This window comes from Stenotrophomonas lacuserhaii (assembly GCF_039674585.1).
In the GTDB taxonomy this organism is placed as follows: Bacteria; Pseudomonadota; Gammaproteobacteria; order Xanthomonadales; family Xanthomonadaceae; genus Stenotrophomonas; species Stenotrophomonas pennii_A.
Genome location: NZ_JBDJNU010000003.1, coordinates 40,813 through 59,897, shown reverse-complemented (window position 1 = coordinate 59,897; position 19,085 = coordinate 40,813). Strand labels below are relative to the sequence as shown.

Below are 19,085 nucleotides of genomic sequence, written 5' to 3'. Positions count from 1 at the left end.
GCTGGGGCGCGGGCCGCGCCGACGTGGTCTCGACGCTGCTGCGTGCACCATGGACCCTCCCGACCACAGGTAATGCGATGGCACCGCATTCGACGGCGATCTATCAACTTGACGTTTCCCTGTTCCGTGATGGCAGCGGGAGGGGCTGGGGCACCCTGTCCGGTGTCGTCGAGAAGCTCGACTATCTGCAATGGCTGGGCATCACCCACCTGTGGCTGTTGCCGACCTACCGCAATGGCGGCCGCGACGGTGGCTACGATGTGATCGACCACTGCGCGATCGATCCGCGCATCGGCGATTTCGACAGTTTCGATCTCCTGATCCGGGAAGCCACGCGGCGTGGCATCGGGGTGATCGTCGAGCTGGTCATGCAGCATACCTCCGACCAGCATCCCTGGTTCCTGCAGGCGCGCAGCGGCGACGCGCGGATGGCAGCGCGGTACATATGGGCGGACTCGCCGCCGGAGCAAGGGCCGGACCCCATGTTTCCCCCGATCGAAGCGTCGGTGTGGAGCTGGGACGCGGATGCCGCGCGGTTCTACCAGCATCGGTTCTACCGGCATGAACCCGATCTGGAGCTGGCCAATGCCGAGGTGCGCGAAGAGATGGGACGCATCATCGCCTTCTGGCTGGACAAAGGCGTGGCGGGTTTCCGCATCGATGCGGTGCCCTACATGGTGGAACGCGCGGCCCTCGCCGACCCGCGCGACGAAGGCCGCTGGCTGCTGGAGCTGATGCGCGGACAAGCGGCCGCGCACCACGATGCGCCCATCCTCATCGGCGAAGCCGACGTTGAGGCGGGCGAGTACGGGGAGTATCTTGGCCACGGGCGGCGCCTGTCCCATCTGCTTGATTTCCACCTCAACAACCATCTGTTCCTGGCGTTCGCGCGGGAGGACGCCGGCCAGATCACCTCGACCCTGGCCGAGTACAACGCCGATGCGCCGGCACGTTCGCGGCTGGCATGGTTGCGCAACAACGACGAACTGGACCTGGAGCAGCTGAGTCCCGAGGAACGCGCCTGCGTGATGGCCCGGTTCGCACCCGAGCCGGGCATGCGTGTCTACGAACGCGGCATCCGGCGCCGGCTGGCCCCGATGTTCGACCACGACGTGGACGCGCTGGCGATGGCCCACGCCGTGCTGCTTTCGCTGGGCCAGGTGCCGGTGCTGCGCTATGGCGACGAGATCGGTCTGGGCGATGACCTGCGCCTGCCAGAGCGCGATGCCGTGCGCGTGCCGATGCAGTGGACCCCTGGCCCGCGAGCCGGCTTCAGCGATGGCTCCGCGCCGCCCTGGCGCGCCGCGCTGTCCAGTCATGACCGCGGCCTGGCCAGCGATGCGGTCAATGTGCAGGCGCAACGCGACGACCCGGATTCGCTGCTTGGTCGCGTGCGTGAACTGCTGCAGGCGCGCCGTTCGCTGCCTTGGCTGGAACAGGCCGCCGAAGCGCTGCCCGGCCTGCCGCGCTCCGTTCTCGGGCTGCGCTTCCGCAGCGGCGACAGTGCCTTGCTGACCCTGGTCAACGTGGGTCGCACGCCCCAGCGCCTGCACCTGGCCGAGGCAACCGACGGACGCCCGGTCGTCCTGCGCGGCGCGGATGTCGCGCAGCAGACCGTGGTGCTGGCCGGCTACGGCTACGCTTGGCTGCTGGTGGACAGCGGCGGGAGCTGAAGCGTGGGCAGCACCCGGGTCGCGAAGTCGTCGATGAAACGTTCCTGTTCAAGGTTGACGTTGTGCAGGTACAACCGCTGGAAACCCATGTCCAGGTAGCCCTGCAAGGCCTCACGATGCACGCCGGGATCGTGGGAGACGATCACCCGCTCGGTGAGCCGTTCATCGCTCACCTGGTGGCCGAGCTGTTCATAGGCTTCCGGCTGGCTGAGCTGTTCACTCTGTTCGGCGCTCAGCACGTTCTGGCGCCACTGCTCGCGCGCCCCGGCGAGCGCGGCGTCGTAGCTGCGCGCATAGGAAAGCTTGACCTGCAGGTACATCGGTTTGCCCGCGCCGCCGCCTGCTTCGAAGGCGCGCACTACCTTACCCAGATCCTCCATCGGCATGCTGGTGGTGATCAGCCCATCGGCCCAGCCGCCCAGCCAGTGGGCGGTTTCCGGGGTCAGCGCAGCGCCCAGCAAGGGGATCGGGGTGGTGGGCCGGCTGTACAGCCGCGCCTCGCGCACCTGCACGCCCTGCTCGCCGTCCAAGCTGACCTTGTCGCCGGCCCACAGACGGCGGATCACCTCTGCGGACGCGCGCAGGCGCGCGTTGCGGATGTCCTTGCTCGGCCAGGGCTGCCCGGTGATCGCCTCGTTCAGGGCTTCCCCGCTGCCCACTGCCAGCCACACCAGGGTGGGCGCGAACTGTTCCAGCGTGGCCACTGCCTGTGCCACCACGGCGGGATGGTAGCGCCCGGACGGGCACGTCACCATGCCCAGCGATACCGGCACCTGGCCGAGCAGCGCCCCGGCCCACGCCCACGCCTGGCCGGACTGCCCTTGGCGGCGCGACCAGGGATGGAAATGATCCGAGCACATCACCGCATCGAACCCACTGTCCACCGCGCGCCGTGCAAGGGCCAGCAGACTGGCGGGGGCGAACTGCTCATGCGAGGCATGGAATCCAATCACGGCGCGCTCCTGTGCGTTTGACACGATTGCAACAGGACACGATTTAAAACCGCGTCATGAACATGCCAAAAGAATGCATCGGCCACCGCCGCTGGGCGATCGCCGAAGGGTACATCCCAGGCTGGAGCAACGGCCCACAGCCTGCGCTGGAAAGCCACGAAACCTGCTGCATCCTCAATACCTGCGAACGACCTGCACAGGTTGAACTGTGGCTGTACTTCGAGGACCGCGAACCGGTGGGGCCGTATCGCGTGGAAGTGCCGGCGCGGCGCACGCGCCATGTCCGCTTCAACGACCTGGACGATCCGATGCAGGTGCCGCGCGAAACGCCGTTCGCCACCCTCATCCACTCCAGCGAACCGATCATCGTGCAGCACACGCGGCTGGATTCGCGGCAGGCGGAAAACGCGCTGATGACGACCATCGCTCACCCGCTGTGACACCGCACTGACACCGCATCGGCAGGTCATTTACGGGCGAGCGCGCAGCATCGGTATCTCCTTTCACCGCACTGGAGAACGCGATGTCCCTCCCCGACTATCCACGCCCCCCCTTCAAGCCGCAGCAGCAGGGTTTCCCCGGCAAGACCGGGCCGATGGAACCCACCCCCGACCACGGCGAGACCACGTACCAGGGCCATGGCCTGCTGGCCGGCAAGCGGGCCTTGATCACCGGTGGCGACAGTGGCATCGGCGCGGCGGTGGCCATCGCCTTTGCCCGCGAAGGGGCGGACGTGGCCATCGCCTACCTACCCGACGAACAGGCCGATGCCGAACGCATCGGCGCGCTGATCGAAGAGGCGGGGCGCAAGGCGCTGCTTGCACCGTGCGACATCAGTGACCCCGCCCAGGCCGAGCAGCTGGTGGACCGGGTGGCCAAGGAGCTCGGCGGACTGGACGTGCTGGTCAACAACGCCGCGTACCAGCGCTATTTCGAGAGCTTCGACGAGATCACCCTGGAGGAATGGAAGCGCACCTTCGATACCAACGTGCACGCAGTATTCAACCTGGTGCGACTTGCGGTGCCGCATCTGCAGAACGGTGGCAACGTCATCAACACCGCCTCGGTGAATTCCAAGAAACCGACCCCGAACATCCTTCCCTACTCCGCCACCAAAGGCGCGGTGGCCAATCTCACGATCGGGCTGGCCGGCCTGCTCGCGGACAAGCAGATCCGCGTCAATGCGGTGCTGCCCGGCCCGATCTGGACGCCCTTCATTCCTGCCGGCATGGCGCCCGAGGAAGTCGAGAGCTTCGGCTCGCAGACGCCATTCGGTCGGCCGGGCCAGCCGGCTGAGCTGGCCTCGGCCTATGTGATGCTGGCCTGCGACGGTGCCAGCTACACCTCTGGCGCGCTGCTCACCGTGTCCGGCGGCGCCGTGACCCTGTGATGGAGCGTTGGCACGCGCTTCGCTCCGCGTTGCCAACCTGGCTGGACGAGTGGCTGGACGTGGTCGTCCCGGTCAGCGAACTGCTGCTGATCGGGACGTGTGCGTGGCTGCTGGTGCGCTTCGTCGCGATGACCGCGCGCACGATGGCCAACCGCTACGAGTTCCCGCCGGCGTATGCCGTCGGCGCGCGCCGTATCGCTGCCACGCTGGTCTATGCGGGCGCCCTGCTGCTGGTGCTGGAGCGGCTGGGCGTCTCCGCGCGCGTGTTGTGGAGTGCGTTGACCGGCTTCGCCGCAGTGGGGGCGGTCGCGTTTTTTGCCGCGTGGAGCGTCCTGTCCAACATCTTCTGTTCGTTCCTGATCTTCGCGACCAAGCCGTTCCGGCTGTATGACCAGATCGAGGTCATCGACAGCCCGGACAAACCCGGGATCCGTGGACGCGTGGTCGACATCAATCTCATCTACACCACCCTGCAGGACAGCAACCCGGCATCGCAGGACTGCCTGTTGAAGGTGCCCAACTCGCTGTTCTTCCAGCGCATGATGCGGCTCTGGCATTGAATCCGCGCCGCCAGGACATCAAGGAACTCCATGACCCCGCTCGACAAGCCACTGCGCCGTGAACTGCAGGTCGGTGCCGATGCGTTCACCCTCACCATCGACCCGGATGGCCTGAAACTGGTGCGCAAGGGAAAACGCAACGGCATCGTGCTGCGCTGGGAGGAGCTGGTCAGCGGTGATGCCGCACTGGCCAAGGCCCTGCAGGCATCGCTGCAGGCGCAGTGACCACTGCAGCACCCGCGTGCTGCACAGCCGGGCTCAGCGACCCTGGCCCGTCGTGCCGCGAGGTGGCATTCTCCCCCGCTGGCTGCGGCACCGGTTGGCCGGAGGGCGCGCCGTGCTGCGCGTGGCGGTTGCCGGCAGGGTCTTCGATCTGGATGACCTGGCCACGCTGCCAGGCATCGGCACCCGGATCGATCGGCGGCGAGGGAATATCGGCGCGCGCCGCCCTGCGCTCCCCACTGTCGATGCCGATCCGCTGATCACGCGCCGCCAGCATGGCCTGGTCGATCTGGCCGTCGGCGGTGAACCCCATCATCAGCTGGGGCATGCCCCGCGGCAGGTCCTTGTCCAGGTCGGTATGCCAGGTGTGCCAGGTCTTGCCATAGGTGCCTACCAGTTTCTCCATCAGCGCATGCTCGGCCGGGGCGGGGATGCCGGGCGCCACCAGCTGGCCCGATTTCACTTCGTGCACGTGGCTGTGCCAGAGTTTCTTCTCCGGCTCGGGCAGGCTGCCGAACAACGCCCCACTGATGATGTACTCCACGCCCATCAGCTTGGCGTCGCGGACATTCCCATCGTAGATGGTGCACTGGATGACGTCCTCGTTGAGGATGCTGCAGTAATGGTGCGCTTCCATCTGCCCTGCCGGGTGCCCATTGTAGAAATGAAAACCGTCCAGGTAAGCGTTTATCGCTTCGATCGGCGGACGGTCCTGCAGCAGCGCCGCACCCGCGTCCAGTGCCTTGGTGGCCGGCGCCGCCTCCGCCCCGGGCGCCTGCACGCTGGACGAAGTGGTGCCCCCGCCGCACGCGGCCAGCGCGAGCACGGCAGTAGTGTTGAGGAAAGCAATGCGCATGGAATACCCCTTCTTGTGCTTGATGGAAGGGCGGGCAGCTGCGGTCAGTCGTCCTGCGCCCACCGTGAAAGGTTCTGCTGGAGCGTGTCGATGCCGGCCCATGGATCCTTGCGGCGTCGTTTCAGCCGGGCGGGTACATCGCGGAGGGTGAAACTGTCGGCGCGCTTCAACCTGGGCAGTTCGGTCCAGGAGATGGGGAGTGCCACCGGCGCGCCCGGCCGGCCGCGCAGCGAATAGGATGCGACCGCCGTCGCACCGCGTCCGTTGCGGAGATAATCCACGAAGATCCGTCTGTTGCGCAGGCGTTTGCTCGACGTGGCCAGGAAACGATCGGGCTCGGATCGGGCAAGCGCGTCGGCGAACCCGTGCGCGAAACGCTTGGTGAGGTCCCAGTCGCAGCCCGGGTGCAACGGCACCACCACGTGCAACCCCTTGCCACCGGACACCCGCAGGAAGGATTCCAGCTCCAGCTGCTGCAGCAGCCTGCGGATGTCGGTGGCCGCCTTCTTGACCTCCGAAAAAGGCACGTCCGGGCCCGGGTCGAGGTCGAACACCACGCGATCGGCCCGATCGGGCGAGGCCGCATGGCTGCCCCACGGATGGAACTCCAGCGCGTTGAACTGCACCAGCTCCAACACGCTGGCCGCATCTTCCACCACCAGGTAGTGCGCATTGACGCCGGTGTCCTCCTTCAGCCGCACCGAGCCCACGCGCTCCAGGCCGGCCGTGTGGTGCTTCTGGAAGAAACACGGCTTCGAGGTCCCCGAGGGGCAGCGGATGATCGACAACGGCCGCCCGATGATTTCCGGCAGCAGGTGGTCCATCACGGCGCTGTAGTAGTCCCAGACCTCCTGCTTGGTCGCCTGGATATCCGGAAAGATCACCTTGCTCGGGCTGGACAGCGTCGGCGACGCATTGGCCGGCCGCCCCACAGGCGGCGCCGTGGCCACGGCAGTGCCCTGGCCGCGGTCGCTGCTGGCGAGGTCGGCTACGTTCTTGTCCGGCCGCACCGCCTTCAGCGATGCCTGGCGCAGCAGCTGCTGGCCACCGATCCCCCGATAGAACACCTCCACCACGAAGCGCGGCGGAAACCACGTGGCCCCGCGCAGGTCGGTCTCGGTGGTCGGTACGTACGCGGTCGGCTGCTTGCCACCCCCCTGCCCCATCATCGCGCTGAGCTCGCTGATCTGGCTGTCGGTGAAGCCCGAGCCCACCCGACCGGCATACAACCAGCCATGGCGCGCGTCAGGCCTCGCCAGCAGCAGCGAACCGAATCCGGCCCGGCTCCCCTTCGGCGCCGTGTAGCCCACCACGGCAAACTCGTCGCTGGCCAACTGCTTGGTCTTGCGCCAGTCCTCGCTACGCCCTGCCTGGTAGCCGCGATCGGCGCGCTTGGAGATGATGCCTTCGAAGTGCTGCTCGCCGGCCAGCCGGTATGCCGCGTCACCGTCGCCGGCGATATGCGAACTCAGCGCCAGGTGCGGCGGAGGATCGGCCAGCAGTTCCTGCAGCAACGCCTTGCGCTGCAGAAGCGGCGCATCGGTGACATCCACGCCGTCCAGGTGCAGCAGGTCGAACAGCACATAGGACAGCGCACCCTGGCGCTCGCCGGACAGCGTGGCCTGCAGCAGGTTGAAGTCCTCCTTGGTGCCGCCGCCCGCGATCAGCTCACCATCCAGCGCCGCCGACTTCATCCCGAGCGCGGCCACCGCCTCGCGGATCTCGGGCAGCTTCCCGGTCCAGTCCAACGCATTGCGCGACCACAGCCGCACCTCGCCATCGGCCACGGTAGCCAGTATCCGGTAGCCATCCCATTTGATTTCGTGGACCCACTGGTCTCCGGCTGGCGGATGATCGCCAAGCTTGGCCAGCTGCGGCTGGAACGGCCCTTCCGGCGCCTCGGCCTTGCGCGCCCCGGCCAGTCGCAGCGCCTTTCCGGACCACCCACCCCGGCGCGACCGCGCGCTCACCGGTACCGACGTCAGCCGACGCTTGACGGACTTGCCGCTACCGGCGCGCTTGAGGTCGGCCGCAGGTGCCGCCGTTACGTCGGCCAGCAGGTCGTCCGCCTCGACATCGCCGGCATAGGCATCGTCCTCCTTGAACAGCAGCCACTGTGGCTGCCGCGCCGGCTTGCCGGAGCGCACCAGATGCCAGCCGCCCTTGAGCTTGGTGCCGAACAGTTCGAATCGCAGGTGACCCTTCGCCAGCTGCGCCTCCGGGTCGCCGCGGGTCGACCACACGCCGTGGTCGAACTGCGCCACGTGCCCGCCTCCGTATTCGCCCTTGGGTATCTCTCCCTCGAATCCGGCGTAGTCGACCGGGTGATCCTCCACTTCCACCGCCATCCGCTTCACCCGCGGATCGTAGCTGGGTCCTTTCGGCACCGCCCAGCTCTTCAACACGCCACCGATCTGCAGCCGGACGTCATAGTGGCGCCTGCTGGCATGATGCAGCTGGACGACGAAGATGGCCCGCTGGCCGGCCGGCACTTTCTTGCCCGGCTCCGGCTCCCGGGTCCGGCCGAAGCTCCGCTTGCGCTGGTACTCGCTCAGCGACATCCCGGAACGGCCTAGCGACGCAGGTGCGTGCGCACGGCCTCGGCGGTCGGACCCACCGCCTTGACGGCCGCCTCGAGCGCTTCGCGGCTGACGCCCAGCGTCCGGGTCCAGTACTGGACCTCATAGTCCTCGTTGACGTTGATCCGGTCGCGGTCGGGGCTGCCGGTCTGCTGCTTGTCGTCACTCATGTCGATCTCCGTCCGAAGCTCAGGTTCGTCGAGCATCGTTCCGCCGCGGTCGCCGGGACGAGAGCGCCAGGTGAACCCGGAAACAAGAATCCGTTACCCGAAGTGAAGAAAACGCGCCACCCACGCAGTCCTCACGTTTCTCTTCGCGCTCGCATGACGAGCCGCATACACCTGCGTGCCTAGGCTCGGAATCTCTGTTCACCCAATCCAACACGGAGCTTTCGATGGCTATCAAAACCGCTGAAGACCTTTTCATCCACGAACTGTCGGATATCTACAGCGCGGAAAAGCAGTTGACCAAGGCGCTGCCGCGCCTGGCACGCGCCGCCACCAACCCCGATCTTGCTGCCGCTTTCGAGACCCACCTGGAAGAAACGCAGGGCCAGATCGAGCGCTTGGACCAGGTGGTGGAAGTGCTGGGCATCCGCCTGAAGCGCATCAAGTGCGCCGCGATGGAGGGCCTGGTGGAAGAAGGCAAGGAAGTGATCGACAGCATCGAGAAAGGCCCGGTGCGTGACGCTGCCCTGATCGGCGGCGCGCAGAAGGTCGAGCACTACGAGATCGCCTCCTACGGCACGATCGCCGCGCTGGCCAAGCAGCTCGGCTACAAGGATGCCCTGCCGCTGCTGCTGGAGACGCTGGAGGAAGAAAAGGCCACGGATGAGAAGTTGACGATGCTGGCCAAGTCCGGCGGCAATGCCGAGGCGGCAGCCGCCTGAGACCCGACCGCCTGCCAGGAGACCACCATGCAACCCGATCATGATCCGGCACACGAGCCCGCTCGGCAGGCAGAGCCTTCTGCCGACGACCGGCGTGCCACCGAGAACGCCGGATACAACCAGCGCGGCCACGGCAAGGGCGGCAAGCTCGGCGAAGGCGAGCCCGACGGCAAGGCCGAGCGCGATGGCAGCACGCAGCCGAACTTCGGCCAGGCCGGCAGCTGGGGCAAGACCCCTGATCCGGAGCCCTGACCCGGGGCGGCACAGCGGTGCCGCCCTCCTGTCGAGGTGGCCACGTGTCGAGGCGGGCACGTGGCCAATGGTGAAATCAGCCAGACCGGGTGCATCGGAATGTGGAAACGAAACGGCCTGTCCATCGTATTGTTCGCCCTCCTGCTGTGCTTCCTGGGAGGGCAGGTATGGGCGGGCTTCCTGGACCATAACCAGGAGCTCGCCGAGCTCCAGCGCCCCACGCTGGACCTTTGGGACTATCTACACAGCGGTCATTTCATCAGCGCTACCTTCGAAAACTGGGAAAGCGAATTCCTGCAGATGGGCATGTACGTCCTGTTGACGGTAAGCCTGCGGCAGAAGGGATCGGCCGAATCGCGGCCGCTCTCCCATGCAGAAGAACACGAGCGTATCGAGCCCGGGCGCACGCCGTGGGCAGTGCGCAAGGGCGGGCTGTGGAAGACCTTGTATGGCCACTCACTGGCCATCGCGTTCATGCTGTTGTTCCTGATGAGCTTCGTGCTGCACCTGGCCGGCAGCTGGCGCGCCGAGGTCGACGACCAGCTGGCGCGGGGCCTGCCGCCGCCTACGTGCTGGGAGCATCTGGCGAGCAGCAGTTTCTGGTTCGAGTCCTTCCAGAACTGGCAGAGTGAGTTCCTGGCCGTGTTGTCGCTGGTGATCCTGACCATCTTCCTGCGCCAGAAAGACTCACCCCAATCCAAGCCGCTGGCTGCTCCGCACAGCCAGACCGGCGACTGAGCTGCTGCCAGGACTGAAAAGATGCGTCCGTCTACGCCTGCCCTGCTGGTCATCGACATGTTCACCTTGTTCGAATTCCCCGACGCTGATCGGCTGAAGCCGGGCGCGGTGCGGGCCGCGCGCCAGATCGCGCGCCTGGCACTACAGTTCCGCCTGCGCGGCCACCCCGTCATCCACGCCAATGACAACTTCGCGAACTGGCAGCTTGATTTCAAGGAGCTCGTCGATGCCTGCCTGCGCACGCCCGGCGCGTCGTCCACGATCGCGCGCCTGCTGCAGCCCGAGCCAGGGGATTATTTCGTACTCAAACCCAAGCACTCGGCCTTCCTTGCCACTCCCCTGGTGGTGTTGCTGGCCAAGCTGGGAGTGGACGAGCTGGTGGTGTGCGGCATGACCGCCGAATCCTGTGTCGCAGCCACGTGCTTTGACAGCAATGCGCGGGAATACGACACCGTGGTCGTGCGTGAAGCGGTCGCCGGTATCGGTCGAGCCAAGTCGACCGCGCTGCGGCTGCTGGAGGACGGCAAGGCCGCCCGCGTCGTCCCACTGCAGCGTTACCTGGCGCAGTAGGATTTTGAAGGGCCTGCGCACTGCGCGGCAAACCGCCACGCGCTCGATCCGGTCGTCGTGCTCAGGGCACCCCTTCGTCCATCAGGCCGCGCAGATGGTGGATCGCTGTCGCCACACGCGACTGTTCGGCGATGCGCAACGCGCCCTCGCGGCTTGCCTCTCCGTGCAGGTCGACCAGCATGCCGATCACCCGTTGCCGCTCGTGCAAGGCACGCAACGCGCGCCACAGTTCGTCGTCGGTATGACGTGCCTGGGTCTGGTCCAGCGCGTCCAGGGTGTAGGCGTGTCCGGTATGGCAACGGTAGCGCGGGGGTGCGCTGTCATCGATATGCCATAGCACCCCGCCGCAGGCCGGACAGCTCACTTTGGAGGGGCGGCCGATGGCGTCCAGCCCGCTCATGTCATTGCCGATGTCCATGCTGAGGTCGGTCTCGTGGCGCACCGCGGCAGGCACTGCCGGCGCGGAGCGGATGGGTTCGCGGATGGCACGTTGCAGCGTGGCGGCCAGTTGTTCGCCGGGTGTCGTCCAATCGACTGCAACGTGTCGCAACGCACTGCGTGGCATGCTCGACTCCAGCGCATCGGCAGGATCCTGGACGATGGCCAGCCCGCCGCACGCCTTGATCGCCTGCAGCCCGGCGGTGCCATCGTCGAGCCGGCCGCTCAACACGACCCCGACCACCCGCGGTCCGAAACACGCGGCTGCCGAGCGGAAAAAGGGATCGATCGCCGGGCGCGCGAGATTCTCCTTGGCACCCCGCGTCAGCCGGATCACGCCGTCGGCCACCAGCATGTGCTGGTCCGGCGGTGCGATCAACAGGGTGCCCGGCTCGATGGCGTCACCGGCCACGGCATGGCGGACGCGCATCCTGCCGGCACCGGAAAGCAGCTCGGGCAGCACACTCGGGTGGCTGCCGATATGCCGCACCAGCAGGACAGGCGGAAAGTCGGACGGCAGCAGGGCGGCCAAGCGCGTGAGCACCGGCGTCGCACCCGCCGAGGCACCGATCACGATGATGTCGCGGTGAATCCGATTGCTGTTCGACATGCCTGCCCGCAGGGTTGTTTCGTCGCAGCCATTATGGTCACCGCCCCCTTCATGGCGGCGTGCAGAAACTCCAGGACAACCGGCCTGTGCACCGCATCACGGAATGAGTGCGATAAGGCCCTGACCCATTCAGAATGTCCCTTTGCAGAAGACACTTTCTTACGGGGCTGCACGCTAGTTTTCAGATCCAAAGGAAGAAAGGAGTCGCCGTTTTGCCAATCCGTGCGTTGGCGTATGCAAGTCAGGCAATACCGGGCCTGAGTATCGAGCGCGTCGAGGCTCTTACACGCGATGCCGAACGTTTCAATCTGCAGGCCGATGTCACCGGGGTATTGTTGTTCGACGGCAGCCGTTTCATGCAATATCTGGAAGGCCCTGAAGACAGCTTGTGGAAAGTGTATTCGCGCATCCTCGAAGCCAGCAGCCATTGCGAGATGATGGAGCTGGGCCAAGGTCAGATCAGCGGCCGCCGCTTCCCCTACTGGTCCATGCGCATGGTTCCCGCCGGCGAGGCGGACCTGCGTTTCGTCTGCCGCGGCGACTGGACGGGCTTCAGCCGGAGCCGCGGCGATGATGCGCGCACCGGCACGGATCGGCTGGTGCGGGTGGTGGCGCCGCACATCGGCTGATGGCCGATGCTGCAGGCTGGCGAGGACAGCATCGGGGGAACACTTGATCTTCTATAAATTCAAACCTGTGGAGCAGCTCGCCCACCTACTCGATATCGTGGTCAACGAACGGCTCTACTGCGAGCATTACGAAGCGTTGAACGACCCCTTCGAAGGCCAGTTCGCGCGCATGGTCGGCCAGGGTGCGGCGCGGCCGCAGTTCGGCACCGCCCGCGAGCTCGACCGTAACCTGCCCACCCGCATCTGCAGCCTCACCGATCGTTTCGACGATGTGCGGATGTGGTCGCTGTATGCCGGTCGGTTCGCCGGTGTTGCCATCGCGCTGGAGCTCGATCCGCAGCGCTTGCCGCTGTACCCGGTGCGTTATACGCGCAGGCTGCCTGCGATCGACGTCGCGGCAGGCGGTGGTGCCGCCTTGCGCGCCCTCACCACCAAGACGTCCCACTGGGCCTATGAGAACGAGTGGCGGCTGCTCAGCCAGGAGCGCCACATTCCGGTACCGGGAGCGGTGCTGCAGGTGATCCTGGGCATGCGCATGCCCACCGAGATCATGCAGATCATCGCGCGCGTGGCCCGTCCCCACACCCGGGTCCACATGGCCCGGCTGGACCCGGCCGGCACCTGCATCGTGCGCGGCCAGGCATTGGAAGCGGGGCTGGTGGAGCGGATCGTCACCTGACCGGCCCAGCCGGTTGCAGCATCGCCAGCAGGCGCTGCACGACTCCGGCGCGCACGTCCTCGGCGATCTTCCCGTTGTACATCCCTTCGTACACCCATAGGCCGTCCGCAGCCAGCCGCGCGATGAAGTTGTCCCAGGCCGCCGGATCGCTTTCGCCAGGCCGCGGTGGCGCCGGCGCCCAGCGCGCGATGGCCTCGCTCCAAGGCGCCACGTCGGTATCCGGCTCGACCGATTCGAGCATGAAGATCAGCTCGGCGCGGGTAGCGCTCTGTGCCGAAACCCGCAGGTAGGCCGCGTGCCGTTCGACCGCGCTCGATTCGCTCGCCGGCACCGCGAGCAGCTGCTGCATCGACGCTTCCCAGCCCTGCACGAGATGCTCGTCGATAGCGCGCAGCAGCGCTTCACGCGAAGGGAAGTGATACAGCAGTCCGCCACGGGTCAATCCGGATTCGCTGGACACCGATTCGAACGTCACCGCACGTACGCCATCGCGGTTGATCACCCGCACGGCGGCATCGAGGATCCGGGTTCTATTGCTCGTTCTCATGCGTTCAATGTACGGCAACCGGTGCCGCTTCGCGGCCACCGGGCCCGCTGCGGAGCAGCAGCGCGGTGAGCGTCGCGCCGATGGCCAGCGCCACCGAAATGACCACCAGCACCCACTGGTATGCGCGGTCATACGCGGCATGCACCGCATCCAGCCACTGCGGCGCGGGGGTCCCGGCAGCCTGCAGCGCCTGACCGATGCCCTCGCGTGCCGCCGCCGGCAACGCAGCGTCGGCGGGCAGGAAGGCGGTGTACAACGCCGCCGCCAGGCTGCCCAGGACCGCCACGGCCAGCAGCCCGCCGAATTCGTAGGCCACCTCTTCCACCGACGAGGCCATGCCGGCGCGGTCGGCCGGCGCATTGCCGATGATGGCCGTGGACGCCACGGAAATCGTCGCGCCCATCCCGATCCCGGTGACTGCCATGCCGGCGATCACCCATCCCAGCCCGTGTGCGAACCCGGCTGCGACCACCGCCACGCCCAACGCGCCACACGCCAGGCCGCCACTGATCAAGGGCCGCAGGCCGAGCCGATGCAGGAACGTCCCGCCGAACAGCGCACTCGGCAGGCTGCCCACCGCCGCCACCGAGACCAGCAGGCCCGCCTGGAGCGGGGTGAATCCGGCGACCAGCTGGAAGCGCTGGGTGGTCACCAGTTGCAGTCCAGCGAGTGCGAACAGGGTGAACACCGCCGCCAGCGTGCCGCAGAGGAAGGCCGGATTACGGAAGATGGCAACGTCCAGCAGCGGATACGGCAGCACGCGCTGGCGGCGCACGAAGGCGGCGGCGGCGATCGACGCCACGCCAGCGGCGATGGCGGCGGTGACCCACGCAGGCGGTGTGGCAATCACCGATTTGATCGCCAGCACCAGACCGGACAATGCCGCCAGCGCGAGCAGCGAAGTGACGAAATCCCAGCGCCGGCTGCCGTCAGGCACGCCTTTCGGCGCCAGTGCGAGCGTGGCGACGAAGGCCAGCACCACCACCGGCACGTTGACCAGGAAGACGGATCCCCACCAGAAACGCGCCAGCAGCACCCCGCCGATGATCGGGCCGAGCGCGGCGCCGATGATCGCCACTGAACCCCAGAGGGCGATGGCGATGTTGCGCTCCCGCTCTTCATGGAAGGTCAGCCCGATCAGTGCGAGGGTCGCCGGCATCATCGCGGCGGCACCCACTGCCAGTGCGGCGCGCGCGCAGATCAACTGGCCAGCGGACTGCGAGAACGCCGCCGCCAATGACGCCGCGCCGAAAGCAGACAGCCCGACCAGGAACATCCGCCGATGACCGATGCGATCGCCCAGGGTGCCAGCGCCCAGCAACAGGCCGGCCATCACCAGCGGGTAGGCATTGATGATCCACAGCTGCTGGCTGTCGCTGGCATGCAGCTCGCTGGCCAGGGTGGGCAGCGCGGTGTACAGCACCGAATTGTCCAAGGTGACCAGCAACAGGCCGGCAGCCACGGTGAACAGCAGGCTCCAGCGACGTGCGGGAGACAATGCGGAGGTGGGAGGAGCAGTGGCAGGCAACGACATGGTGATCAGCAAGGCGGTGGCGGGACAGACTTAACTATACCGGACGTCCTGTATAGTTATGCCGATTGGGCCAGTGGCCGTTCATGTGCCAAATGGCGGTCCGGCGCAGGCAGCCGCGCCGGCAAGCGTGTAAAATCGCGTCTTTTGGCCTCCTGACAATGGCGAAACCGTCACTTCGGCCGCCCGTTGCCGGGCCGCCCCTGATCCGCGCACTGCAGCGGCTTGATCACCCGTCCGGCACCCCCGACAGCCCCGCCCTGCCTGCGGCGCTGGGCAGCTGGGTGGACTGGAACCGCGCCGTCGCCCTCGCACGGGCACTGGATGGCAGCCTTCCCGAGCTCCCGGAGCAGTCGGCGGACACCGACGTAGACCGCCTTGTCGAAGAGTGCGCGCGGGCGCGCAGCACCCACGTCGAGGCGATCCACGCGCTGGTGGCTGCGCTGCAGCAGCCCATGGCGCCGGCCGAACTCGAACGCCGGCATGCCGCGCTCCAGCGCGCCCAGCTGCCCAGCACCGGCCGCCTGCGCGGCCGCCTGCGCGACGCGCTGGCGCGAACCGGTGAGCAAGGCGCACGCCTGGCCGAGATCGATGCCGTGATGGAGCAGGTGCTGGCCCCGCGGGAGTACCGGCTGCTTAACCGCCTGCCCGCGCACCTGGCCGCCTGCCTGCCCATCGCCGCGAGCGCAGACGCTGTCACCGCGAACCCGGACGCCACATCGCCTGACGTGATGCCCGCCCCCCTGCCCGAGCCGTCCTGGCCGCCCGCGCTGCGCGATACCGTGCGCGACCTGCTGCTGGCCGAACTCGACCTCCGTTTCCACCCGATCGACGGGCTGTCCGCCGCCGTCCATCCGCACCGAGCACCGCCCCATGCTGCGTAACGCCCTGCACCTGATCGTCCTCCTCCTCGGACTCGCCGCTGCTGTCTGGATCGGGATCGGCTACATCGGCCACAACACGCTCGGCGCCGCCGTCGCCCTCCTCATCGCCGCGTGCTACTGCGTCGGCGGGTGGGAGCTGCTGCAGTTCCGCCGCGCGACCGACGCACTGCTTGGCGCCACCCGCAACGGGGACGACCGGGAAGACCTGGATGACTGGCTGAAGCGGGTGCCATCCCCCCTGCGCGGGCCGGTGCGGCTGCGCGTGGAAGGCAACCGGACCGCCCTGCCCGGCCCTGCGCTTACCCCGTACCTGGTCGGGCTGCTGGTGCTGCTGGGCATGCTCGGCACGCTGCTGGGCATGATGGCGACGCTGCGCGGTACCGGCATGGCGCTGCAGAGCGCGACCGATCTGCAGGCTATCCGCGGCTCGCTGGCATCGCCGGTGGAAGGCCTGGCGGTAGCGTTCGGCACCTCCATCGCCGGTGTCGCGGCATCGGCCATGCTCGGCCTGCTGTCGGCCCTGCTGCGGCGTGAGCGCCTGGCCGCCGTGCAGGTGCTTGACCAGCACATCCGCACGGAACTGTCGGTGCATGGCCAGGCGTGGCAGCGTTCGGAAGGCCTGCGCCTGATGCAGGACCAGGCGGCCCTGCTGCCTGCCCTGGTGCAGCAGTTGCAGCGGATGGTGGAGGGCGTGCAGCAGGCAGCCGCTGCCAGCCATGCACAGCTGGAGGCACGCCAGGAGGCGTTCATCGTCCGCCATGACGCCGCGCAGGAGCGCCTGGCCGCGCAACTGGAGCAGTCCCTGCAGCGCGGCGTGCACAGCGGCAGTGAAGCCATCGGCAGCGCCCTGCAGCCGCTGCTGCGGGATGTGCTGGGAAACATCGAAGCCAGCGCCGCGCGCACCCAGGCCAACGTGACCGACGCGGTGCAGCGCCAGCTCGATGCGCTGCAGGCATCGACGCAGACGGTATCCAGCGACGTGCGCGCGCAGTTCGACGCAGCGCTCAACGCGCAGCAGGCCGCCAATGCCGCGCTTGTCACCGCACTTGGCAGCGCGCTGTCCAGCGTCATCGCCAGCCAGCAGGACGGCACTGATCGGCTGCTGGGCGAACTCGATGGCCGCCTGCGCGGGCAGGTCGACCAACTGGGCGCCCACTGGACCACGCTGGCGGAGCAGCAGCAGGCCGCGGCCAGCGCGGCCAGCGAACGCGATGCGCTTGCGCGGGCGGCGGCACTGGAGGCGCAGCAAGCCGATGCGCGTGAGCTGGTGACCCAGCTGCAGAACACGCACCAGGCCCTGCTGGAGCGCAGCGCACAAGACGACCAGGCACGCCTGCAGCAGTGGTCGCAGGCCTTCACCGCGCTGGCCGAACAGACCGGTGCGCAATGGGCCACGCACAGCGAACGGGCCACCGCACAGCAGCAGCACATCAGCGAAACGCTGCAGCAGACCGCCAGCAGCACCGGCGAAGAGGCGCGCCGACAGTCCGCCGCCACCATCGCCGAAATCACCCGCCTGCTGGATGTCGCCAGCGAAGCGCCACGCGCCGCCGCCGAAGTGGTCGCCGAGCTCCGCCAGCGGCTGTCCGACAGCCTGGTGCGCGACACGTCGCTGCTTGAAGAGCGCGCCCAGTTGCTGGGTACGGTCGGCAGCCTGATGGAGTCGATCCAGGCCACGTCCAGTGCACAGCGCACTGCGGTGGACCAGCTGATCGAAAACGCCGCCGGCCTGATGCAGCGCACCGGCGAGCGCTTCGCCGAACAGGTTGACGCCCAGGCGGGCACCCTGCAGGCACTGGTGGGCAGCGTTGCCGACGCCGCCAACGGCAGCCGCGAACTGGCCGCCGGACTGGACGGCGCAGTGACCGCGTTCACCGCCACGAGCAGCAGCCTGTCGGCCCACCTGGAACAGCTGGCCGGCGCCCTCGACGCTTCGCTGGCACGCAGCGATGAGCAACTGGCCTACTACGTGGCGCAGGCGCGTGAAGTGGTTGACCTGAGCCTGCTCTCGCAGAAGCAGATCACCGAAGAGCTGCGCCAGCTCGGTAACGGCCGCACGCCGGCAGGGACCGCATGAGCGATCACGACGAACTGGATGGCGACAGCGGGACGCCGATCTGGGCCGCGTTCGGTGACCTGATGTCGGTGCTGCTGGGCGCTTTCGTGCTGATCCTGGTCGGCGTGGTGGCCATGCAGCTGGAATTGAGCAGCCGACTGGATGCGGAAACCAGGCAGCGCCAGGCCGCCGAGCAGACATTGGAGCAGGCCTTGGCCGGGCCGCTGGCGGGCGGGCGTGTGACGCTGGTCGACGGCCGCATCGGTATCAGCGGCAACGTCCTGTTCGCGCTGAATTCCGACCAGTTGCAGCCCGAGGGGCGCGAGGTGCTGCGCAGCCTGGCCGGCCCCCTGAAGGGCTGGCTGGCGCAGCGCCAGGACATCCTGATGGTCAGCGGTTTCACCGATGACCAGCCGGTGCACGCGCACAACCGGCAGTTCGCCGACAACTGGGAACTGTCCGCCCAGCGATCGCTGACCGTGACCCGCACCTTGATCGCCGAGGGCCTGCCGCCGTCGTCGGTGTTTGCCGCCGCGTTCGGTGCCGAGCAACCGGTGAGTTCCAATGCCGATGAAGCCGGACGGGCGCGCAACCGCCGCGTGGAAATCGCGCCGATGCCGCGGCCCGGGGCAAAGGACGGCGGCGATGCGCGATGACCGCGCCGCTACCGGGCTCGCCGGACTGGTGCGGCAGCTGGAAGCGGGCTCGACGTCACTGCCGCACTACCCGCAGCTGCCCGCCCTGCAGCCGATGCGCGATGCCTGGCAGCAGCTGCACGCCGACAGCCGCCTGCGTATCGCCCTGCAGCAGACCCCGGCCGAAGGTGGGCCGTTGAATTCGGCCGTGCTGGTGCACCGCATGCTCGATGCGATGCAGGCACTGTCACCGGACTACCTGCGGCATTTCGTTGCCTATGCCGACACACTGGCGTGGCTGGAACAGCTGCCGCAGCCGCAGACGGCCGCGACAGCGCGCAAACGCAAGCCCAAGGCCCGGTAGCGCCGAAGGCAGCGGCAGGAGCCGCTGCCT

General features: G+C 67.6%; 21 protein-coding genes and 1 pseudogene. 15 read left to right on the top strand and 7 right to left on the bottom strand.

Annotated features, from left to right (window positions below):
- Window positions 1-77: 77 nt before the first annotated feature.
- Window positions 78-1,673 carry an alpha-amylase family glycosyl hydrolase gene (locus ABE522_RS01885; RefSeq protein WP_346590178.1) on the top strand — a complete coding sequence of 532 codons (1,596 nt, stop codon included), beginning with the start codon at window positions 78-80 and terminating at the stop codon, window positions 1,671-1,673.
- Here ABE522_RS01885 and ABE522_RS01880 read toward each other — a convergent pair.
- Entirely contained in the window at window positions 1,637-2,626 is a 990-nt protein-coding gene (locus tag ABE522_RS01880; protein WP_346590176.1) for a TIGR03885 family FMN-dependent LLM class oxidoreductase, read from the bottom strand. The two genes, ABE522_RS01885 and ABE522_RS01880, sit on opposite strands and share 37 nt — an antisense overlap.
- Before the next feature lie 56 nt (window positions 2,627-2,682).
- On the opposite strand from ABE522_RS01880, the gene ABE522_RS01875 reads away from it, so the two are divergent.
- From ABE522_RS01875 to ABE522_RS01860, 4 genes are all read left to right on the top strand, one after another.
- Window positions 2,683-3,066, top strand: a complete 384-nt coding sequence (locus ABE522_RS01875) for a sensory rhodopsin transducer (RefSeq protein ID WP_346590175.1) — start codon at window positions 2,683-2,685, stop codon at window positions 3,064-3,066.
- 83 nt (window positions 3,067-3,149) lie between these two features.
- Entirely contained in the window at window positions 3,150-4,016 is an 867-nt protein-coding gene (locus tag ABE522_RS01870; RefSeq protein WP_346590173.1) for an SDR family oxidoreductase, read from the top strand.
- Window positions 4,016-4,576 (top strand): mechanosensitive ion channel family protein, encoded by a 561-nt coding sequence (locus tag ABE522_RS01865; RefSeq protein WP_346590171.1) that lies wholly within the window; start codon window positions 4,016-4,018, stop codon window positions 4,574-4,576. The genes ABE522_RS01870 and ABE522_RS01865 overlap by 1 nt, the downstream gene beginning before the upstream one ends.
- A 30-nt stretch (window positions 4,577-4,606) precedes the next feature.
- Entirely contained in the window at window positions 4,607-4,801 is a 195-nt protein-coding gene (locus ABE522_RS01860; protein ID WP_346590170.1) for a hypothetical protein, read from the top strand.
- On the opposite strand, the gene ABE522_RS01855 is transcribed toward ABE522_RS01860, so the two are convergent.
- Genes ABE522_RS01855 through ABE522_RS01845 form a run of 3 tightly spaced genes read right to left on the bottom strand, consistent with a single transcriptional unit; the run spans window position 4,746 to window position 8,403 of the window.
- Window positions 4,746-5,654, bottom strand: a complete 909-nt coding sequence (locus ABE522_RS01855; protein ID WP_346590169.1) for an OBAP family protein — start codon at window positions 5,652-5,654, stop codon at window positions 4,746-4,748. The genes ABE522_RS01860 and ABE522_RS01855 overlap by 56 nt on opposite strands.
- A 44-nt stretch (window positions 5,655-5,698) precedes the next feature.
- The gene (gene ligD, locus ABE522_RS01850) at window positions 5,699-8,215 is read right to left on the bottom strand and encodes a DNA ligase D (RefSeq protein ID WP_346590167.1); all 2,517 of its coding nucleotides are present in this window, start codon (window positions 8,213-8,215) and stop codon (window positions 5,699-5,701) included.
- Window positions 8,216-8,226: 11 nt separating this feature from the next.
- On the bottom strand, window positions 8,227-8,403 hold the full coding sequence (locus ABE522_RS01845; protein WP_182655997.1) for a DUF3606 domain-containing protein: 177 nt from the start codon (window positions 8,401-8,403) through the stop codon (window positions 8,227-8,229).
- A 224-nt stretch (window positions 8,404-8,627) separates the two neighbouring features.
- Between ABE522_RS01845 and ABE522_RS01840 the strand changes: the two genes are divergently transcribed.
- From ABE522_RS01840 to ABE522_RS01825, 4 genes and pseudogenes are all read left to right on the top strand, one after another.
- On the top strand, window positions 8,628-9,122 hold the full coding sequence (locus ABE522_RS01840) for a YciE/YciF ferroxidase family protein (protein ID WP_042612839.1): 495 nt from the start codon (window positions 8,628-8,630) through the stop codon (window positions 9,120-9,122).
- 27 nt (window positions 9,123-9,149) lie between these two features.
- A pseudogene (locus ABE522_RS01835) lies at window positions 9,150-9,353 on the top strand (hypothetical protein); the annotation flags it as partial.
- 120 nt (window positions 9,354-9,473) lie between these two features.
- The gene (locus ABE522_RS01830) at window positions 9,474-10,112 is read left to right on the top strand and encodes a DUF6766 family protein (protein ID WP_346590164.1); all 639 of its coding nucleotides are present in this window, start codon (window positions 9,474-9,476) and stop codon (window positions 10,110-10,112) included.
- A 21-nt stretch (window positions 10,113-10,133) separates the two neighbouring features.
- Window positions 10,134-10,682, top strand: a complete 549-nt coding sequence (locus ABE522_RS01825; protein WP_346590163.1) for a cysteine hydrolase family protein — start codon at window positions 10,134-10,136, stop codon at window positions 10,680-10,682.
- 61 nt (window positions 10,683-10,743) lie between these two features.
- Here the strand turns inward: ABE522_RS01825 and ABE522_RS01820 are convergent, their stop codons facing one another.
- A complete protein-coding gene (locus ABE522_RS01820) occupies window positions 10,744-11,730 on the bottom strand; it encodes a chemotaxis protein CheB (protein WP_346590162.1) in 987 nt (328 codons plus the stop codon).
- 212 nt (window positions 11,731-11,942) lie between these two features.
- Between ABE522_RS01820 and ABE522_RS01815 the strand changes: the two genes are divergently transcribed.
- Together ABE522_RS01815 and ABE522_RS01810 are read left to right on the top strand one after the other, a co-directional pair.
- Window positions 11,943-12,359, top strand: coding sequence for a BLUF domain-containing protein (locus tag ABE522_RS01815; RefSeq protein WP_346590161.1), 417 nt, complete (start codon window positions 11,943-11,945; stop codon window positions 12,357-12,359).
- Window positions 12,301-13,038, top strand: coding sequence for a DUF2971 domain-containing protein (locus ABE522_RS01810; protein WP_346590160.1), 738 nt, complete (start codon window positions 12,301-12,303; stop codon window positions 13,036-13,038). Before ABE522_RS01815 ends, ABE522_RS01810 begins: the two co-directional genes overlap by 59 nt.
- On the opposite strand, the gene ABE522_RS01805 is transcribed toward ABE522_RS01810, so the two are convergent.
- A complete protein-coding gene (locus ABE522_RS01805; protein WP_346590158.1) occupies window positions 13,031-13,585 on the bottom strand; it encodes a TetR/AcrR family transcriptional regulator in 555 nt (184 codons plus the stop codon). The two genes, ABE522_RS01810 and ABE522_RS01805, sit on opposite strands and share 8 nt — an antisense overlap.
- Window positions 13,586-13,589: 4 nt before the next feature.
- On the bottom strand, window positions 13,590-15,119 hold the full coding sequence (locus ABE522_RS01800; RefSeq protein ID WP_346590157.1) for an MFS transporter: 1,530 nt from the start codon (window positions 15,117-15,119) through the stop codon (window positions 13,590-13,592).
- A 158-nt stretch (window positions 15,120-15,277) separates the two neighbouring features.
- On the opposite strand from ABE522_RS01800, the gene ABE522_RS01795 reads away from it, so the two are divergent.
- From ABE522_RS01795 to ABE522_RS01780, 4 genes are read left to right on the top strand one after another with little or no spacing between them, the layout of a single operon-like run.
- Window positions 15,278-16,000, top strand: coding sequence for a DUF3348 family protein (locus ABE522_RS01795; protein ID WP_346590156.1), 723 nt, complete (start codon window positions 15,278-15,280; stop codon window positions 15,998-16,000).
- Window positions 15,990-18,077, top strand: coding sequence for a coiled-coil domain-containing protein (locus ABE522_RS01790; RefSeq protein WP_346590154.1), 2,088 nt, complete (start codon window positions 15,990-15,992; stop codon window positions 18,075-18,077). Before ABE522_RS01795 ends, ABE522_RS01790 begins: the two co-directional genes overlap by 11 nt.
- Window positions 18,074-18,712, top strand: a complete 639-nt coding sequence (locus tag ABE522_RS01785) for an OmpA family protein (RefSeq protein WP_346590153.1) — start codon at window positions 18,074-18,076, stop codon at window positions 18,710-18,712. Before ABE522_RS01790 ends, ABE522_RS01785 begins: the two co-directional genes overlap by 4 nt.
- On the top strand, window positions 18,702-19,055 hold the full coding sequence (locus tag ABE522_RS01780) for a DUF2894 domain-containing protein (RefSeq protein WP_346590152.1): 354 nt from the start codon (window positions 18,702-18,704) through the stop codon (window positions 19,053-19,055). Before ABE522_RS01785 ends, ABE522_RS01780 begins: the two co-directional genes overlap by 11 nt.
- The last annotated feature ends 30 nt before the right edge of the window (window positions 19,056-19,085 follow it).

Coding starts and splice junctions, on each gene's coding strand:
- ABE522_RS01885 (WP_346590178.1), top strand. CDS start 78: ATGGCACCGCATTCGACGGCGATCTATCAACTTGACGTTTCCCTGTTC.
- ABE522_RS01875 (WP_346590175.1), top strand. CDS start 2,683: ATGAACATGCCAAAAGAATGCATCGGCCACCGCCGCTGGGCGATCGCC.
- ABE522_RS01870 (WP_346590173.1), top strand. CDS start 3,150: ATGTCCCTCCCCGACTATCCACGCCCCCCCTTCAAGCCGCAGCAGCAG.
- ABE522_RS01865 (WP_346590171.1), top strand. CDS start 4,016: ATGGAGCGTTGGCACGCGCTTCGCTCCGCGTTGCCAACCTGGCTGGAC.
- ABE522_RS01860 (WP_346590170.1), top strand. CDS start 4,607: ATGACCCCGCTCGACAAGCCACTGCGCCGTGAACTGCAGGTCGGTGCC.
- ABE522_RS01855 (WP_346590169.1), bottom strand. CDS start 5,654: ATGCGCATTGCTTTCCTCAACACTACTGCCGTGCTCGCGCTGGCCGCG.
- ligD (WP_346590167.1), bottom strand. CDS start 8,215: ATGTCGCTGAGCGAGTACCAGCGCAAGCGGAGCTTCGGCCGGACCCGG.
- ABE522_RS01845 (WP_182655997.1), bottom strand. CDS start 8,403: ATGAGTGACGACAAGCAGCAGACCGGCAGCCCCGACCGCGACCGGATC.
- ABE522_RS01840 (WP_042612839.1), top strand. CDS start 8,628: ATGGCTATCAAAACCGCTGAAGACCTTTTCATCCACGAACTGTCGGAT.
- ABE522_RS01830 (WP_346590164.1), top strand. CDS start 9,474: ATGTGGAAACGAAACGGCCTGTCCATCGTATTGTTCGCCCTCCTGCTG.
- ABE522_RS01825 (WP_346590163.1), top strand. CDS start 10,134: ATGCGTCCGTCTACGCCTGCCCTGCTGGTCATCGACATGTTCACCTTG.
- ABE522_RS01820 (WP_346590162.1), bottom strand. CDS start 11,730: ATGTCGAACAGCAATCGGATTCACCGCGACATCATCGTGATCGGTGCC.
- ABE522_RS01810 (WP_346590160.1), top strand. CDS start 12,301: ATGATGCGCGCACCGGCACGGATCGGCTGGTGCGGGTGGTGGCGCCGC.
- ABE522_RS01805 (WP_346590158.1), bottom strand. CDS start 13,585: ATGAGAACGAGCAATAGAACCCGGATCCTCGATGCCGCCGTGCGGGTG.
- ABE522_RS01800 (WP_346590157.1), bottom strand. CDS start 15,119: ATGTCGTTGCCTGCCACTGCTCCTCCCACCTCCGCATTGTCTCCCGCA.
- ABE522_RS01795 (WP_346590156.1), top strand. CDS start 15,278: ATGGCGAAACCGTCACTTCGGCCGCCCGTTGCCGGGCCGCCCCTGATC.
- ABE522_RS01790 (WP_346590154.1), top strand. CDS start 15,990: ATGCTGCGTAACGCCCTGCACCTGATCGTCCTCCTCCTCGGACTCGCC.
- ABE522_RS01785 (WP_346590153.1), top strand. CDS start 18,074: ATGAGCGATCACGACGAACTGGATGGCGACAGCGGGACGCCGATCTGG.
- ABE522_RS01780 (WP_346590152.1), top strand. CDS start 18,702: ATGCGCGATGACCGCGCCGCTACCGGGCTCGCCGGACTGGTGCGGCAG.